Consider the following 16,828-nt stretch of genomic DNA (forward strand, 5'->3'; position numbering starts at 1 on the left):
ACACGTCCCGCCGAGCCGGCTTTGCCGGCACGATAATTACTAATCCCTTCAGCTAAGCATCTATCAAGAAGCGGGCATTGCTTCGCGTGCCATATCTAAAATCAACGTGTATTAGCGGGACGCTTACTGATAAACGCCTGAGTGTCGGTACCAAACTCAACATCGTCGAAAAAGTGCAAACGTGCTGGGTGCTCCTGGTTCTTCTCCAACTCTGGCCTGTTCTGCGAATACAACTCAGGGTCGAAAGGCAGAATTTCGAAACGTCGCGAGTAGGGGACTTCTTCGTAGATAGGATAGAAACGCTGTTGTTGCTCCGCATCAAATCGCCAGGCTTCGTGATACCCCGATAGCTTTTCAGCAAAGAGATGACCCACGCTAGGGTCGAAGGGAAAGTGAACTTTATCTGTAGGTCTTTCAGGTGGCACTTGCCCGAAGTCGCAGTAACTCAAGGTAGCCATCAGTGCCAATTGGTAAAGATTCAACGCACAGAAACTATCGTCGGTGGAAAATATCGGGCGAAAGGCTCGCAACGGCCGAACCTCAAGAACGGTGTGCTGGTTGGGGAACAGCACGACTCCCGACAATGTCCGTTGCGGCGGGCTGAATCCTAGTTCGGCCATCATTTTCAGGGCATGTCGTTGGGGACGAGAGCCCGTGGGTTCCACCGGGGGTAAATGAGCGATATGCCGAACAAGATCACTTACTTCAACCTGGTAGAACCTGTCCGCTTTGTTTTTCTTGGGATTACTTTTCGTTCGCTGACCATTTGCATTCGAAAAATGCGTTTTCTCCGCTCGAAATTGAAGCTCGGAAATTGGCAGCTGATACGTCTCACGCCCTCTCAGTTGCCTATATGGCTCCTCTTCCCCGGCATATTGTTCATTCAATGTGAGGACTACAGGGCCGCAGTACAGGTTTTGTAGCTTGGCGCCTCCATCGCCATTTAGCCTACCTTCATACTGAACACCAGCACTGTCACAGACCGTAAACGGAAGACCGCCGTAAGGTTTTCCGTCGCCGACTTCATCCACTAGATTGAAACTCACCCAGGCTCCTCGTAATGAACACGCGGGCTTTTTGTCATCGAAAAAAGGTTGCTTCCATGCTTCCTGATCCATGATTCACTCCTTGTTGCTACATGTTGGATAGATGTCGCATATCCGGCCGTCCGGCATTTTTATGGGTTTGAAGTCCGTAGTATTGCCACCGCAATAACCAAACGTATCTTCAAAACTTTTACCCTTACAACGCTTCCACCCACCCGGCACAGCCACCCAGTTATCCTTAAAATAGGGCTGTTCCTCATCTGTCAGCGCCAGCACCATCCTGAGCTTTTTCCCCGCCAACTGGTCTCGCTGCGCCACACCTCCCGCAAGCCTTTGCCGCCCCGTTGCGTCTAAAGAGCGGCACTGCAAAATCTTCCTGATCATGTGGAGCGGGCCGATCGTTCGGAACAACCAATGACATCGTCCAACTAACGTTTGAACACCTGACTCAGGCATACCGGTACCGTGATCCCAACGATCTCGAATACCGATAACTGCACGGTCTCCCCCCATATCCCAGAGGCGCACGCCCCATTTCGCACGAACGTCAAATTCCACACTGGTCAACACCGAAGGGCAGCCTTCAATTACTCGCGACAACGGCAAGTCAAAGCTCACTCGTTCAGCCTCAGGTTTGTATTGAGTGATTAACACCTTGCGCTCCGGCGTCCTGCCCCGACGTTGAGGTAACGTGCAGGTTTCCCCTGCTGCTGGGCTGTACTCGGCGACGGCGACAAAACGAAACTGCGCCGGTAAATCCACCTCCAACGTAAAACTGTCAACCGGCCTGCTCGCACACCCAGCAAGCCCCGCCATTCCCAGCGCAACCAACACATTCAACCTTCGCCTACTCATCCCGTTCCCTCATCAAACGCCACTGTTTCACTACTCGTTCAAAGTGATCTCCCGACGCCTCTCCTGGCATCGGTTGCCACCGAATGACACTGCTGCGAGTAGCCTCCTCTAACCTTCGCACCACCAAAAACTCCAGTTGCGAAGGCTCCCGCCATTGCCAGGCATGGGCCTGCATCAGCACCTGGGTCAGCCAGACCCTCGGGTCCTGGAATTCCATCAATGCCGCCAGGTCTTCACTGTGCTCGGCCAGCAGGTAGCGCAGGACATTCGCGTGCAGGATGGCGCTGGCGTGAGGGTTGGGGATGTTTAGCCAGGGAGCGGAATCGGGCACTGGATAATCGCCGGGGCTCGGGTTGTTACGGCTGTGCCAACCGCCTTCATGCCAGTAGCACACGCTGATCAACGGCCCGAGGAATGCCGGCCAGTGCTCCGGTGCAAGATGGTTCAATGCTCGCGCCAGCGTGCGATTGTCGTGAAAGCGGTACAACGCCGGATTATCCTGCGGCCCTACCAGCAATCGGTCGCGCCAGTGTCGAGTCACGCCCGCCAGGTCCTCGCTGGGCAAACTGCCCAGCCAGCCCGCATTCGTCTCAGGTCGTTGCAAAAGGTCGAGCAACCCGGGCTCGCTCATTTGTTGCAGCAGCACGATCATCGGGCCCCTCGTCTTCAGTTCCGCCACAACGGTCCCGGCATAGAAGCTGCAATATTGCGACACGGTGCGCACCTCCAGCAGCGACTGGCATACGTCGTTGTCACCCTCAAGAACCAGGCACAACCGGTGTCCAGCCTGTTGCTGCCGAGCCATCCATGGGTAGGGAAGGTTCATCAGGCGACCCTCCCATCACTGTCGCGACAGCCTTCGCATACCGGGCAAAAGTCCGCCCCCAGCAGCCTCGCCAAACCCATGATGGAGCCTTGCGCTGCACAAACGTTCTGCACAGCAGCAACCCGGGGATTCGCGAGCTGGGTAGATGACGGTAAACCGCCCAGCGTAATAGGCCGGCTGCTGAAAATACCGCCCGCCTGGATGACCAGATGCTCCCCGCCGGCCTTGAGGCTCAGTTGTGCGCCAGCATCGATCACCAAGCAGGCACCGGACATGAGGTGAAGCTGTTGCCCTGCCTCAACCACCAGCGTTTGCCCCACGTGCATGCGGCTATCGCCTTGTACATCCAGATAGTCGCTCGCCCTGAGAACGACTTTACGGTCGCCAGCGATATGACGATGCTCCTCGTTCTCCAGGTGAACCGTGCTCAGGCCCCGGATGACTTCACGTCGCTGCCCCGCTACCTCAAGACGGCTGTCATGACCAACGTGTTGCTCCAGGTCGCGTTGCGCGCGCAGGTAGATAAGTTCCTCGCCACGGCGGTCCTCCAGGTGCAGCTCGTTGGCGCCGGCGGCGCCCGGGCTGCTGCGACTTCTCAATACGCTGCGGGTCTTGTATCGGGGTAACGGGTAGGCCGGTTGTTGCGATGCATTCGGCAGGCAACCGTTGATCAGTGGTTGGTCCGGGTCGCCTTCAAGGAAGGTGACCAGTACTTCCATACCCACTCGCGGGATCATCATGGCGCCAAAACCGTCACCGGCCCAACCGGACGCGACCCGCACCCAGCAGCTGCTCTTGTCATCGTTCTTGTCCAGGCGGTCCCAGTGAAAGCGCACCTTCACTCGTCCGTATGCGTCACAGTGCACCTCCTCGCCCGCCGGCCCGGTGACCGTTGCGGTCTGGCTGCCGTTGATGGTCGGCTTGGGATGTTTAAGGGGCGGTCGATACGTTGCACGCCAGGGTGTGGCGGTGAACCGGTTGCGATAGCCCTGGAATGTGTGAGCGTCGCAAGTGGCCTCCTCCAACACCTGTGGTTGATAGCCCTCGTGACGTATAGAGGTGATCAGCCACAGGTCGTTGCAGGCAAGATCGGGATGGTCACGCAGCTCAAGGAAATGCCCGCTGCGCAGGACCGCTTGATCACTCTTGCCCAACGCGCGAAAACGGTCGCTTTGATGGCGTTCCAGCCCCCGACGCGCCAGGCGCTGGCCTCGCGCACGGCCAGTAAAACCTGAGGGGTAGTGATAATCCTCAAGCGGTTGTGTCGACACGGGCCCGGCGCTGTCTTGCAGGCGTAGCGAAGGGTGTTCGAAGTCATGATCCCGGCGCACTGTCTTTTGGCCGCGAGTAGCCAAGCGCACATCAAAACGCTGGATAACCTGCGTCTCGGCTTGCGGCCCACCCGCAGCGCAATAACGCTGCGCGGGCAACCGGCGGAAAACCGTCTGGTCGTCACCAAACACCAGCAGATGAGCATCCTGGGTATGGCGAAAGTGATAATGAATCCCCTCCTCTTCACACAGCCGCTGGATGAAGTGCAGGTCGCTTTCGGCGTACTGCACGCAGAACGTTCGCGGTGGATAAACCACGGGACCCAATTCAAACACGTAGGCGTCAGCCAGGATGCCGTGGTGCTCAAGGACCTGCGCGATGATCTGCGGCACGCTGCGCTGCTGGAAAATCCGATGGTCCCGACGATAGGCGAGGCACGCTAGCCGTGGCGCTAAGGTCAGGTGATAACGGGTGAGCCGTCGCCCTGGATCATCCCGGCCAATGGCATGAACCACGCCATGCAGGCCTTCGTTCACCTCGCCGAAATCCAGGTAGGCGGGTTGATGAAGCAATGCCTCCAGGTCAAGGGCAGGGTTTTCACTGACCCACTGCACCTGGATGAAATACGGTTGATCGAGGGCCTCACTGCCTTTAAAGGCAAGCACCTGAAAGTCGTTATTTAAACCTGGAAATACCAACTTGAAACGTGACGAAACAAACGCGCTATCCATCCGCTGTTACCCGCCATCCATTTTCCATACTGAAAGACTCTTTTCGCTCAACTTGAATAAGTTGCCGAGAAAAAGTCGCCTGAACGCCAGGAAGCTTAGCGATTTCAGACAGGAATCGGCCGCCACAAAATAAAAAAGAAGTTTCGTACAAAGAAGCTGCAAGTATCTTTTTACTAAATAAAAGCTCACCCAGCATCCACGCCTTATTAATAAGAAAGGCCCTACGCCGACTTAGTATTTTAGGAACTTACTAATAGAGAATCAGCTGACACTAAGTTAAGCCGTCAGCTGCTTTAAAAGCTCACACTTGCAGGCGCGCAGTCCCGAACAGGCTGACGCTCAGCAACGTCTCGCCTTGAGCAAACAACCTCACCGGCGCAGTGCCGCCTGGCATTGTCACGGCGATTTCGCCAGCCTCGACCCAACCCGCGCGCCACGCCGCACAGGCCACCGCACTGGCGCTGGTCCCGGAAGACGCGGTGGGGCCCTCGCCGCGCTCGAACACGCGGGCGATCACACGGTTGTCGGACTGCCGGGCAGCCCATTGCAAATTGACCCCAGCCCTGCAGGGCTGGCCACCGCCCACTGGGGGAGCAAAGGCAATCGCCTGTAGGGGGGCGAACAGTGGCGGTTGCTGCATCTGTTGATTGTCCGGCAATGCCGACGCTTGCTCGACCAGCGTCACACAATGTGGGTTACCCACCCGCACAAATTGGCTACAAGCCCATTGCGGGTTGATCGCGGCCAGTTCGGTCACATGACTGAGCTCAACCCCGCCCAGGAGCGTTTGCTCCACGCCCTGTGCGCCCACCGCGACCGGACCGAACTCGGGTGTACCCAACGCCAACCAAAACCCCTCGGTGTGCTCGTACACCGCTGGCTCAACCTGAGTGGCCACGGGGGATGGCGCATCCGATTTGTCGTGATGCACCCGCAGCTCACACGCTTCGGTCATCAAGCCTGCGTCACTGAGTGCCTGGGCGAAGATGGTCAACCCGTTACCACTACGTTCGGCCAGGGAACCGTCGGTGTTGACGATCAGCAGGTCAAACGGTGGTTCGGCCTGGAATGGGCCGACCAACAGACCGTCACAACGGTGAGCCTTGCCAGCAACCGGACGCGGACGGGAATCCCAGCCGCATTCGGACGCTACAGCGGACAATGTCCATGACGCACGATCACGCGCTGCCTGCGTTGCGCTCTGAGCAACCGCGATGCCCTGCTGACGCAGGACCTCGGGGCTGACTACCCCGTAAATATTGCCCCGCGCATCGTAGAACATCGTCATGGTGCTGCCTGCCAGAGAGTTTTCATCGGTTAGTCCGTTCGTTCACCTACACACTTGGCTGGCAGCGTATTACAGAACAGGCCTGGTGTGGGCAGCGACCCTGCAAGTCGTTATTCACCGAAAGCAGGCAGGGAACCCGGCTCGCACGGCGCGGCCTGATGTGCAAGGATGTCGCGCCGGACATCGTTCTCTGAACGCAAAACCAAGGATTTTTCATGACTGCCATCCCCACCCCAGCGCCCGTGGTTCCCGGGCGGCTGGAGCAAATGTCGACGCGTATCGCATTTTTCATCGCAGGCTTCGGCATTGCCGCCTGGGCGCCGTTGGTGCCGTATGCAAAGGCCCGCGCCGAACTCAATGAAGGCACGCTGGGGTTATTGCTCTTGTGCCTGGGCGTCGGCTCTATCATCGCCATGCCGGCGGCCGGTGCGTTGGCATCGCGCTTTGGCTGCCGACGGGTGCTGAGCGCCGGGACGATCATGATCTGCCTGGCACTGCCAATGCTGGCCACCGTCAGTTCGATTCCGTTGTTGATGGTTGGGTTATTCCTGTTTGGCGCCGGTCTGGGCACGGTGGATTCCACGGTCAATTTGCAGGCGGTGATTGTCGAGCGGGCCAGTGGCAAAACCATGATGTCGGGCTTTCACGGGCTGTTCAGCCTTGGCGGGATTGTCGGTGCGGCGGGGGTCTCGGGGTTGCTGGGGCTGGGGCTGTCACCGCTACAGGCAACACTGGTGGTGATCGTGATCACGCTGGCAGCGCTGTTCAAGGCGGCGCCCCACTTGTTGCCTTACGGCAGTGAGAGCTCAGGACCCGCCTTTGCGGTGCCCCACGGCGTGGTGCTGTTTATCGGGTGCCTGTGTTTCATCGTGTTCCTGGCCGAAGGTGCGGTACTCGACTGGAGCGCAGTGTTCCTCAGTGCCGAGCGCGGTCTGGATGAAGCCTATGCAGGCCTGGGCTACGCAGCCTTTGCCCTGACCATGACCGCCGGGCGCCTGACCGGTGATGCCATTGTGCGGCGCCTGGGCGCAACCCGGGTGATCGTGATCGGCGGCGCGCTGGCCACCGTGGGGATGCTGCTTACCACCCTGCTGCCAGCCTGGGAAACCGCATTGTTGGGGTATGCACTAGTGGGCGCGGGCTGCTCGAATATCGTGCCGGTGTTGTATACCGCCGTGGGCAAGCAAAAGGTCATGCCCGAACACATCGCGGTACCAGCCATCACGACCCTCGGTTACGCCGGCATCCTCGCGGGCCCGGCAATGATCGGTTTTATCGCCCACGGCAGCAGCCTGAATACGGCCTTTGTATTGATCGCACTGTTGCTGGCAGGCGTGGCCATCAGCGGCAAGATTCTCAAGGTGTAAAAAATACCGCGCAAAGCCAGGGCGCTACCTGGCTTTGTACATCTCATATTGTTCCAGCCAGCGTTCCAGGCTTTTATTGCTGAGGCACCCTTCATGCCTGGGTCGACCAAACAGACGGGGGTAATTGGCGCGTTCCAGCGAACGCAACAATCCCGGCCGTTCAATGATGTTTTTGGCCGTGTAGACACAATGTTCGCTGTACTTTTTACTGGGCAGCCCGGTAGCAGGCTCCAATTTCGGCAACCCCTGGGCATCGGTATCGTCAGGATCATTCATCACCGCTCTAAGGAGGATGATGTCCACATACTCCAACGCATCAAAAAAACCTGCTCGATCCTTGGTCGTGTCCTTCAACTGCTTGAAATAGCCTTGCAGCGCCTGGACGACCTTGGCGTTGCACTGGCCGTGAAAAGGGTCTTGGCTGTAGACGCAGGGGGAACTGTTGCCCCGCAACGCTGCTGCCGCCGCCTTTAGGCTGTCGCGGGTTATGAAGCCCTCGAAATCGATGATTGCGTCGTTCAACAGCGGGCGTTTGAGAATCTCCCTGACCACCAGGATAATGCGGTCCCGCACGTTAATCTCCAGCCAGCTCTTGCGCAGCGATTCTGCGCAGAGACGATTGCGTCAAGCGCCCCTCCTTGAAAAAAGAATGCAGTTCACCAAAGTGCTTATCCAGTTCGCTCGCCAATTGGCTATCAGTCGAATGCGGGCCGGGTGGGGTGGTATTCGCGCGAACAACCGGCGCACTCTGTAACGCCTGATAGCGCAGCGACGACAAGGCACCACGACACACCGCGTGTTGGCTCGGCTGCACATCCCACGCAATGCGTTGATCATCGCAAGGGTTATGGGCGATGGGCATTGCCACAGTTGAACGCTCATCTACCCCACCTCTAACCAGCGGTATTGCGAGAGGTGTTACACCATTAATTGTCATTCTTCATCTCCAGCCATTTACGTATACACGCTTGTCTGGCAGCCACGAAAAGATGGCCAAAGTCATCCAATAGACCCCAGTGAAGCGCGCCATCGATATGTGGTGGGGCGAACGCAATAGTTCCGAATTAAGGGCGCAGAGCAATGACAGCATGTAAACGTTGACACCGCGCGGCCTGAGTCAGTCGAGCTTGAACGCATCAGGCACAGGTCGGTCTTCGCCCCGTTGCCCAGTGCACAGGCTCCTTAACCCAAGCATCACCGAGGCCAGTGCGCCGCGAACGTCTACCAATGAGCCAGTGTCATGAACCGGGCCCTGCCCGGCTGGAAGCATGCCACGGGCAAAATCATCCGCGACAGGGGCCTGGAACCTGTGCCGGCCGGCAAAATCTTTCATCCGCTGGATTTCGCTGGCGTGGCGTACCAGGACTGTCTCTCTTTCCTGCGTGGGTTCTGGCGTTTCGCCATGGGTTCGAATGCTTACGGGTTGCCAATACTCCATCTGGCGAGTGTTCAGGGAAGACGTCGTCATATAGCCCCCAAGGGAAGTCGCCACGGGCGTCTCGTGGCGATCTACCTGTCTAATGAATGAGGCTGCGGCGCGGCTGTATCAACGAGCCATCTGGCGCAGCGTATCTTTGTGAATCCAACCGTCCTTGCCCCAATGATCTCCACCGTCCAGCGCTGCCAATGTATCGGAACGCTTGAGGATCTCCTGTGCGATCCAGGCCGGGTAGCCACTAAGCGGGGGGGAAGATCTGCGCAGCTTGTCGAGACTTATGTACTCCGGGTTATCGCAGTCTTGCAAATCCTCGAAATGTTTAAACATTTTCTGGGCCAATTGCTTGTCGTCCAGATACTTCATAGGACTTTGACTGCCGAGGGTCATTTCGATTTCGCGCCTGTAGATTTTGTCGTTCAATGCACCGGTGGTGCTGTGCCGATCGATTGCTTGTATCAGCTCGGGACGCTGGAGCAGTGCACGTGCAAGGCGGATGTTTTTGTCAGTGGCCTCAATACCTGTCGGGCGCTGCCCCGCAACTCTCTCAATGTCCTGCTTGGTGATATAGGTCCGGCAGCTTGAGTCTCTAAAGGCGTCGAAGTTGTCCAATAACTCGCGGGCAAGTTCATCATTGCGTTCATAGCGGCAAGGCTCAGGTTTACAAGGCGTAGGACGCTCCGGCGGCTTGCCATTGCACGGATCAGGCTTGCATGGCGTAGGACGCTCTGGCGGTTTGCTGTAGCACGGATCCGGCTTGGGCCGCTCAGGCGGGCATGGCTTGGGGGGCTTGGGGGGTTTGGCGTTGCACGGCGCAGGTGGGCAAGGATCCGGTTTTGGTGGGCGCTGCCCACCACACCAGCCTTTCAGGTTCTGCTTGAATTTATCGAAGAATCCCGGCGGCTGGGTATCCGACGCTGCCGACTGGCGGCTACAACCCTGTGACGCGTTACCGTCTGCACGCTCCTTAGTGGTCGACGCGTGAGCAGCAAACACCTTTCCGGGCTTGTCGTCGCTCGAGTTAAAACTGACTCGATCAGCCTTTTGCCCACTGACTAACGAGGGGGAAACGTCCTTACTTTTGAGCTCGGGCTTAGGGGGCAGCGGGCGCGGGGGTGGGTTGGAAACAGGTCTATCGAGGGCGGATACCGACATTTGAATCTCCAGTCCGGCTTTATCACAGGGTTCACCTGCCTATCCAACGTCTTTGCGAGCGCATGAATGCAGGCAATCTCTGTGTGGTGGCCCCGTCCGATTCAGTTCCTGACAGACGCGCCAAATAGCCGAGTACCGGTAGGAGGTTGGATCATCACGCAAAAAAAATCGCAGCATTGCGCTGCGATTTTTCCGTATAGGTTGCAGGTCAGAAACCAACGCTCGCCTGTACGAAGAACGTACGCGGCTCGCCCAGGTACAGGCCGGCATTGTTGTCGCTGGAACGCGTGTAGTGCTGCTGGTCAAATACGTTCTTCACGCCCACGCCCAGTTTGAGGTTGGACAGTTGCGCGCCAAAATCGTAGCCGCTGCGCACGTTGACCGAGACATAACCTGGGATGTCGCCATACCGGCCATCCGCGGTGCCCTGGGTGATGTAGGTCGTGCCAGTGCCCGGCGCGCGTTGGCCGGATTGAGCGTACACGTCCAGGTTGTGGGTCCAGTGGTTGACGTCGTAGCGCAGGCCCAGGGTCGCTACTTCACGGGAGTACAACGGCAGGTCTCGGTCTTTGAAGGGCACGTCGCCTACCGAGGTGGCCTTGGTGTAGGTAAAGCCCGCGTTGGCAGTCAGGCCGTCAAGGCGCGGGTCCAGGTTCGACAGGTCGTAATGGGCCGACGCTTCGACCCCTTCGTGCTTGGTGGCACCCAGGTTGGTCCAGCCTACGGCGTTGCTGACGTATTGCAGTTCATCCGAGAAGTCGATGTAGAAGAACGTCAGCTCGCCGCCCCACACATTGTCGTTGTAGCGCGTACCCACTTCGTAGGTCTTGGCTTTTTCCGGGTTCAGGCCGTTGGCTGTCTGGTCACCCGAGCCGCCTTGGCCCACCTGAAAGTATTGCAGGCTGCCAAACGAGGTCTCGTAGTTGGCAAACAACTTCCAGGCATCGGAGATGTGGTACATCACGCTCAAGGCCGGCAGCGGCTCGTTGCTGTTAACCTCGCGACGTTTTTCGGTGGTGCGGGCACCGGTCAGGGGAACAACCGGGCGGTCGTGCCATTCGGTGCGGATGTCTTCGAAGCGGATACCCGGGGTGATGGTCCACTTGCCGATATCGATCTTGTTATCGACGTAGAACGCGTTGGCCTCAGTGCCGCCAGTACGGTCCTGATAGACATGGCCATCACTGCGCCCGCCAGGCGTCGGCACATTGTTCGTCAGCAACAGGCTGGTGGCCTGCTCGTGCATGCCCTCCTTGAGATAGCGATAGCCGACGCTGACTTCCTGGGTGCTTGGGCCCACATCGAACACATGGGACACACGCGGCTCGATGCCAAAAGTGTAATAGGTGCGTGGGTACGAACCCAGGGTGAGCTGATCGATGTTGGCGATATTGCTGCCACGGAAGCTGTCGGAATAGTAGGTCAGCACTTCGGCCTGGGTACGGTCGTCGATCTGGCGGATGTACTTGAAGGACACGTCCTTGCGCCGGCCAGTGAAATTATCCCAGTCACGCACCGACTGGTACGGGTTGGCATCGAACTGCTTCTGGGTCAGGCCACCGGGCATGTCGGCGCTGGCGTCGTAGTAGTGGAAGTTCAGCGAGAAATCGTCTTGATCGGTCGGCGCCCAATGGGTCTTCAAGATCACGTCGTCGATGTCGTTAGAGTTGTTGCTGTTGCGGTAGCCGTTGCCCTTGACCCCGGAATACAGCAACGCCACGCCGATGCCGTTGTCGGCGGTGCCGCCGATAAAGGCGTTTTCGATGTGCTTCCAGCCGCCGTGCGCGGAGGTTTCCAGGGTGGTGCCGACTTCACCGGAGAATTGCTCGGGGATCGCGCGGGTCACGAAGTTGATCACACCACCCACGTTTTGTGGCCCGTAACGCACGGAACCGGCGCCACGGACGACGTCGATGCTGTCCAGGTTGCCGGAGGAGATCGGCGCCATCGACAGCTGCGGCTGGCCGTAAGGCGCAAACGCGGCCGGCACGCCGTCAATCAATACGGTGGAACGTGGCGACAGGCGCGATGTGAGGCCGCGTACACCGACGTTGAGGGAAATGTCACTGCCGCCGGTGCCGTTGGCTTCCTGCACTTGCACACCGGGGATACGCCGCAGCACGTCGCCGACGTTCATCGCGCCCTGCTCTACCATGGCTTCACGGCGTACCACCGTCCGCGCGCCGGGGTGGTTCTGCACCACTTCGGCATTGGCGTCACCGAGCCAGTCGCCGACCACCTTGATGTCGGTAGCACCCAGTTCCAGCGGCGAGCCAGCGGCACCGGTGCCGCTGCTCAGTGGGCGCAAGGTCACGGAGCCGGCATCGATCTGATAATCCAGGCCGCTGCCTTGCAGCAATTGGCGCAGGGCTTGTTCCGGTGAAAGATTGCCGTCGACTGCAGGCGCTTGCTTGCCGGCAACCAGGTCGGGGCTGAAGAACACTTGCAGGGAAGTCTGCTGACCCAGTTGGCTCAGCGCCGCCCCCAGGGGCTGGGCCTGGATGTGAATGCCGTCGGCAGCGTAGGCCGCAGGTAGCGCGGCGCTGACGGCGAGTGCCAGGGCCAGTGGCGCCCAGCGGGAGAATTTATTGTTGTGAGCGGCGAGTTTTTTCACGTCGAGCCTTGTCCTGTGATCGCAAGTGTGTGCGGCTGTTAATGCAAACCAGTTGCAGTTGCAGGAGAAGACGAAGAACTCAAAAAAAACCTGAATCTCAGCGCGAAATAATTTCCTGGCTGCCATCCGGCAGGTTGCGCAAGGCCACCGGCAAGATGTGCGGCAGGACCTTGAGCAAGGCATCGGTGTCGTTGGCCTTGAACACACTGGTCAGTCGCAGGTCTCTGACCGCCGGCGTGCTCACCCGCAACGGATGCTCTCGATAACGTGAGACTTCCCGAGCGACTTCACCCAGCGAAGCGTTGTTGAACACCAGCTTGCCAGTGCGCCAAGCCGTCAGTTCTTCGGCATTCACAGCGTAGGACGCCGCCACCTGGCCCTTGCTATCCACATGGGTGCCCAGGCCCGCCGTCAGCGTCACCACCTCGTCCGGCGAGCGGCCTCGCACTTTCACGGTACCGGCCTCGACCACCACGCGGGTTTGGTCATCATCACGACGCACATCAAAACGCGTGCCGGTGACTGTCACCTGCCCTACCCCGGCGGCGACCACAAAGGGTCGACTGGTGTCGTGCTCGACACTGAACATGACTTCGCCCTGCTTGAGCTCCACGCCGCGCCGGCCTTTTTCAAAGTGCACCGCGACCACGCTGCGGCTATTGAGGTCCATCACCGAACCGTCAGGCAATGCCACTTGGCGGTGTTCGCCCAGGCGCGTGCTGAATTCAGCGTTGTAGGGCTTGGGATGATCGAGACCGCTGAACAGGCCCAACCCCAAGGCGACGGTGACCAGGCTGGCGGCCACCGCATAACGCAACACGGTTCGGCGCTTGGGCCTTTCGGCCGGGCCGTCGCACAGTGCCCGCAAGCGAGCCCTGGGCAGCAAGTCCGTGGCGCTCCACACGCCTTGCAGCACATCGAATTCGTATTGATGCTCGGCTTTTTCAACACGCCACGCGTCGAACTGCTCACGCTCGCAGGCGCTCAGCTCAGTGTCTTGCAAGCGTACAAACCATTGCGCGGCTTCGTCGCGAGCACGGCTATCCATCATGGAAGGTCCTGTTTCAAAGCGGGCATGAGTCATGGGGCCATCGCATCCAGGCGGTCGCGCAGATGCCGCAGGGTGCGGATCATATACTTTTCAACCATGTTCTTGGACAGCCCCAGGCGCTCGGCGATTTCCTGCTGGGTCAGGCCCTCGATCTTCTGCCAGATGAAAATCTTGCGGCAGTTGAGCGGCAGTTCCGCCAAGGCCTGTTCAATGGAGTCCGCCAATTGGATCGCGTGCATGAAATGCTCCGGGTCGCCGCTGGGGGGCGTCTGATCGAGGGCTCCCAGCTCCATGGCTTCGCGACGGTCTTCGCGTCGATAGGTGTCCACTGCAATATTGCGCGCGGTCTGGTGCAGATAGGCGCGTGGTTGCTCCACCTGGATCGACTTGGCCTCCAGCACCCGCACAAAGGTGTCATGGGCCAGGTCTTCGGCCTCCTGACGGTTTCTGAGGCGGCGCGTCCAGGTCCGGATCAACTCTTCGTAATGCTCGAAAAAGCCTGTTCTGCGGGGCGGCTGAGGGATCATCGCGAGAGCACTGGAGAGGCGGGACGTGAATAGTAATGCTTCCTATTAAGTCGAGCAATTGCTGACTGCCAGGCGATAAAACTAAACCAAACCGGCCGCCTGCTTCAAACGGCTCAATTTCGCGCGGCTGCCGCACACGCTCATCTGGCACCATCGACGCTGCTTGTTCTTGGAGACGTCCAGGAATATCCAATCGCAGTCCGTGGAACTGCAACTCCTTAATGCGTGCAGATCACCAGAAACCAGCAACTGCGTGGCCTCGATGGCCAGGCGCCCCAATAGCATCGCCGTCAGTTCCTGGGCCGTCGCACAGGGTTTCCAGTCCCAGCCCGGCAGCCCGTCGACAGAACGCAGCACTCGCCAAGTCACGCCTTGTTGAAAGGCCAGGTTGATCTGCTGCAAATCCTCATCGGCAGCGGCCTGATCTAATGACAGCGCGTAAAACACGCGGTACAGGCATTCCCTGAACGCAATAATGGCGTCGAGGTTCGGCTGATAGGAAATAGGCGTCTCGAACACCATGGGTTTATAGGTTTCAAACTCCTGGGCAGAGATCACTGATGCATGTACTGCCCATTGAAAGAAGAACTGAAAACTGGTGAGCCGCTCTTCCATCAGGGTAAGTGTGGTGCCAGGACGTCGGCCGTTGTTGGTATTGATAAAGTCCAATGCCCGGGTGCCGCCAATCAAGCGAATCGACTTTGCAGTGCCCGTGAAATGTATCATGCGTACTCCTGGAAAACGGGGGTTCCTCCGATGGCGCAGAGTACCTTGTTTCCAGGAGTTGCAAATACCGTGATCCCCAAGCAAAGACCAACGGTTAAGTTTGCGTACCGCGCTGCGCGATCCACTCAAGAATAGTCACTACCGACTGCTCAACGGACAACGCCTGCGTATTCAAGTGCACTTCGGGAAAGATGGGCACGTCATAGTGAGAGTCGATACCGGTAAAGTGCTTGATCAGCCCCGACCGGGCCTTTTTATATAAGCCTTTGGGATCCCGTTGTTCGGCTGTTTCCAAGGGCGCATCAACATGCACTTCGACGAAGTGCTCGTTACCGATAATAGAGCGTGCGTAATGCCGGCTCGCCGATGAAGGTGAGATCAGCGCCACGATCACAATCAGCCCGGTATCGAGCATCAAGCGCGCCACCTCCGCGACCCGGCGGATATTTTCATCGCGGTCACCCTCGGTAAACCCCAGGTCGCGGCACAACCCGCCGCGCACCGAATCACCGTCAAGGATGCAGGTGAACAGGCCTTGTGCGTGCAACGCGACCTCCAACGCATCGGCAATCGTCGACTTGCCGGAGGCGGAAATACCGGTCATCCAGATGACCAGAGGCTTCTGCTTCATTCGAGTGTGTTCGGCCTGCAGATGGCTGAATGCAAACGCATGCAGGTTTTGGTTTTGACTGTTCGGAAAATAACTCATGGCCGCTCACCCTCCGTTGCTGAAACAGGCTGTTGACCCAACATGAACACCATCACGCACTGCACAAAGAGCAACAGCGCAACCACCGCATACACCATGGAAAACGAGCCCGTCAGGTCCTTGGAAAACCCACCGAGAAAGTTGCCGCACACCCCACCCAAACCAATCAACACATTGGCAATGCCGAAGGCCTGGGTCAGGCGGCTGACCGGCACGATTTGCCCGATATAGCTGGGGACAAGCCCGAAGATCGGGTAAAACGCCAACGCAAACAGAAACGCAGCCAGGTAGAACAGCGGGATGCTGTTGAAGCTGAACACCAAGGTCGCCGCCAGGCCTGCACTCAGAAAACACATCGCCAATGACGCCCGTACCCCGACCTTGTCGGCAATCCAGCCCACCAGGAAACCCGACGCCATGCCCACGGCGCCGATGGTGGTCCAGATAAACCCGGCGTCCTGCACCGACACGCCCAACTCATCGCGAAGAAACGGTGCCAGGTAGGTCTGGAAAGGCAGCAATGCCATGCCATTGAGAAAGGCGATGGCCCAGGTCAGGTACAGCGAACGGCTTAGCCAGGGTGCGTGGCTGTCGAGCGCTGCCGAGCGCTGCCTGGAAAACCCGCTGTCCTCGCCTGCCGCCAGGTTGCGCAACAGGAACCAGGCGATGACACACAGGGCCACCGATATCACACCGGCGGTGAGCCAGATCGAACGCCAGCCGCCGTGCAGCGTCAGGAACGACACCAACAAGCCGTTGATAAACACGCCGTAGCTGGTACCGCTGGAGATCAGCCCCATGACCCGTGAGCGATTGCCGGGGCTGAACCCCTTGGCAACGATCTCCGCCAGCGGGATATACACCGACGCCGAGCAACCGCCGAGCAAGATCAACAACCCTCCAGACAACCAGATGTTGTCACTGACACTCAGCCCCAGCAGCGCCAACGAGGTGATCACCGTGGACACCAGGCTGATCTTCCAGCCCTCGAAGTAACGGCTGATATAGCTCGTGACCGATGAAAACAGCAAGAAGCCAATCTGCGCACCGCCCGTGATCAGCCCGACGGTGGTGTAGTCGAAGCCGATGTCGCGGCGCATGTCCACCACCAGGTTGGCGAACAGGTACACACCAAAGCCATAGGTGCTGGCCACAAACCCGGTCAACACCACCGCCAGCACCACGCTGTCCAGGGTGCGCGGGGTGCTCTGTACAAGTGTGCTCAT

15 protein-coding genes and 1 pseudogene are annotated in these 16,828 nt (G+C 58.6%); 2 read left to right on the forward strand and 14 right to left on the reverse strand.

Features of this window, described 5'->3' with window-relative positions; all coding sequences use genetic code 11:
• Nucleotides 1-125: 125 nt before the first annotated feature.
• The 5 genes and pseudogenes from HF257_RS32015 to HF257_RS32035 form a co-directional block, all read right to left on the reverse strand.
• Nucleotides 126-1,118: pseudogene (locus HF257_RS32015) on the reverse strand (lipase family protein); the annotation flags it as partial.
• Between the two features lie 3 nt (nt 1,119-1,121).
• Nucleotides 1,122-1,901 (reverse strand): hypothetical protein, encoded by a 780-nt coding sequence (locus tag HF257_RS32020; protein WP_185710868.1) that lies wholly within the window; start codon nt 1,899-1,901, stop codon nt 1,122-1,124.
• Nucleotides 1,894-2,727: a DUF4123 domain-containing protein gene (locus HF257_RS32025; RefSeq protein WP_408635763.1), complete on the reverse strand. Its 834-nt coding sequence runs from the start codon at nt 2,725-2,727 to the stop codon at nt 1,894-1,896. The genes HF257_RS32020 and HF257_RS32025 overlap by 8 nt, the downstream gene beginning before the upstream one ends.
• Nucleotides 2,727-4,730: a type VI secretion system Vgr family protein gene (locus tag HF257_RS32030; RefSeq protein WP_185710867.1), complete on the reverse strand. Its 2,004-nt coding sequence runs from the start codon at nt 4,728-4,730 to the stop codon at nt 2,727-2,729. Before HF257_RS32030 ends, HF257_RS32025 begins: the two co-directional genes overlap by 1 nt.
• A gap of 301 nt (nt 4,731-5,031) precedes the next feature.
• Complete coding sequence (locus HF257_RS32035) at nt 5,032-6,018, reverse strand: diaminopimelate epimerase (protein ID WP_185710866.1); 987 nt, start codon at nt 6,016-6,018, stop codon at nt 5,032-5,034.
• A 215-nt stretch (nt 6,019-6,233) separates the two neighbouring features.
• Between HF257_RS32035 and HF257_RS32040 the strand changes: the two genes are divergently transcribed.
• Entirely contained in the window at nt 6,234-7,385 is a 1,152-nt protein-coding gene (locus tag HF257_RS32040; RefSeq protein ID WP_185710865.1) for an MFS transporter, read from the forward strand.
• Nucleotides 7,386-7,409: 24 nt separating this feature from the next.
• Here the strand turns inward: HF257_RS32040 and HF257_RS32045 are convergent, their stop codons facing one another.
• A complete protein-coding gene (locus HF257_RS32045) occupies nt 7,410-7,958 on the reverse strand; it encodes a type III secretion effector protein (protein ID WP_185710864.1) in 549 nt (182 codons plus the stop codon).
• 1 nt (nt 7,959) lies between these two features.
• Nucleotides 7,960-8,322 carry a hypothetical protein gene (locus HF257_RS32050; RefSeq protein ID WP_185710863.1) on the reverse strand — a complete coding sequence of 121 codons (363 nt, stop codon included), beginning with the start codon at nt 8,320-8,322 and terminating at the stop codon, nt 7,960-7,962.
• 303 nt (nt 8,323-8,625) lie between these two features.
• On the opposite strand from HF257_RS32050, the gene HF257_RS32055 reads away from it, so the two are divergent.
• A complete protein-coding gene (locus HF257_RS32055) occupies nt 8,626-8,913 on the forward strand; it encodes a hypothetical protein (protein ID WP_185710862.1) in 288 nt (95 codons plus the stop codon).
• A gap of 18 nt (nt 8,914-8,931) precedes the next feature.
• Here the strand turns inward: HF257_RS32055 and HF257_RS32060 are convergent, their stop codons facing one another.
• The 7 genes from HF257_RS32060 to HF257_RS32090 form a co-directional block, all read right to left on the reverse strand.
• Entirely contained in the window at nt 8,932-9,975 is a 1,044-nt protein-coding gene (locus HF257_RS32060; RefSeq protein WP_185710861.1) for a hypothetical protein, read from the reverse strand.
• 208 nt (nt 9,976-10,183) lie between these two features.
• The gene (locus tag HF257_RS32065) at nt 10,184-12,589 is read right to left on the reverse strand and encodes a TonB-dependent siderophore receptor (protein ID WP_185710860.1); all 2,406 of its coding nucleotides are present in this window, start codon (nt 12,587-12,589) and stop codon (nt 10,184-10,186) included.
• Between the two features lie 97 nt (nt 12,590-12,686).
• Entirely contained in the window at nt 12,687-13,640 is a 954-nt protein-coding gene (locus HF257_RS32070; RefSeq protein ID WP_185710859.1) for a FecR family protein, read from the reverse strand.
• A gap of 29 nt (nt 13,641-13,669) precedes the next feature.
• Complete coding sequence (locus HF257_RS32075) at nt 13,670-14,167, reverse strand: sigma-70 family RNA polymerase sigma factor (RefSeq protein ID WP_185710858.1); 498 nt, start codon at nt 14,165-14,167, stop codon at nt 13,670-13,672.
• Between the two features lie 81 nt (nt 14,168-14,248).
• The gene (locus HF257_RS32080) at nt 14,249-14,893 is read right to left on the reverse strand and encodes a CGNR zinc finger domain-containing protein (RefSeq protein WP_185710857.1); all 645 of its coding nucleotides are present in this window, start codon (nt 14,891-14,893) and stop codon (nt 14,249-14,251) included.
• Nucleotides 14,894-14,987: 94 nt separating this feature from the next.
• Entirely contained in the window at nt 14,988-15,602 is a 615-nt protein-coding gene (gene cysC / locus HF257_RS32085; protein ID WP_185710856.1) for an adenylyl-sulfate kinase, read from the reverse strand.
• The gene (locus HF257_RS32090; protein WP_185710855.1) at nt 15,599-16,828 is read right to left on the reverse strand and encodes an MFS transporter; all 1,230 of its coding nucleotides are present in this window, start codon (nt 16,826-16,828) and stop codon (nt 15,599-15,601) included. Before HF257_RS32090 ends, cysC begins: the two co-directional genes overlap by 4 nt.

Source organism: Pseudomonas cremoris, assembly GCF_014230465.1.

Coding starts and splice junctions, on each gene's coding strand:
- HF257_RS32020 (WP_185710868.1), bottom strand. CDS start 1,901: ATGAGTAGGCGAAGGTTGAATGTGTTGGTTGCGCTGGGAATGGCGGGG.
- HF257_RS32025 (WP_408635763.1), bottom strand. CDS start 2,727: ATGAACCTTCCCTACCCATGGATGGCTCGGCAGCAACAGGCTGGACAC.
- HF257_RS32030 (WP_185710867.1), bottom strand. CDS start 4,730: ATGGATAGCGCGTTTGTTTCGTCACGTTTCAAGTTGGTATTTCCAGGT.
- HF257_RS32035 (WP_185710866.1), bottom strand. CDS start 6,018: ATGACGATGTTCTACGATGCGCGGGGCAATATTTACGGGGTAGTCAGC.
- HF257_RS32040 (WP_185710865.1), top strand. CDS start 6,234: ATGACTGCCATCCCCACCCCAGCGCCCGTGGTTCCCGGGCGGCTGGAG.
- HF257_RS32050 (WP_185710863.1), bottom strand. CDS start 8,322: ATGACAATTAATGGTGTAACACCTCTCGCAATACCGCTGGTTAGAGGT.
- HF257_RS32055 (WP_185710862.1), top strand. CDS start 8,626: ATGAACCGGGCCCTGCCCGGCTGGAAGCATGCCACGGGCAAAATCATC.
- HF257_RS32060 (WP_185710861.1), bottom strand. CDS start 9,975: ATGTCGGTATCCGCCCTCGATAGACCTGTTTCCAACCCACCCCCGCGC.
- HF257_RS32070 (WP_185710859.1), bottom strand. CDS start 13,640: ATGATGGATAGCCGTGCTCGCGACGAAGCCGCGCAATGGTTTGTACGC.
- HF257_RS32075 (WP_185710858.1), bottom strand. CDS start 14,167: ATGATCCCTCAGCCGCCCCGCAGAACAGGCTTTTTCGAGCATTACGAA.
- HF257_RS32080 (WP_185710857.1), bottom strand. CDS start 14,893: ATGATACATTTCACGGGCACTGCAAAGTCGATTCGCTTGATTGGCGGC.
- cysC (WP_185710856.1), bottom strand. CDS start 15,602: ATGAGTTATTTTCCGAACAGTCAAAACCAAAACCTGCATGCGTTTGCA.
- HF257_RS32090 (WP_185710855.1), bottom strand. CDS start 16,828: ATGAGCACACTTGTACAGAGCACCCCGCGCACCCTGGACAGCGTGGTG.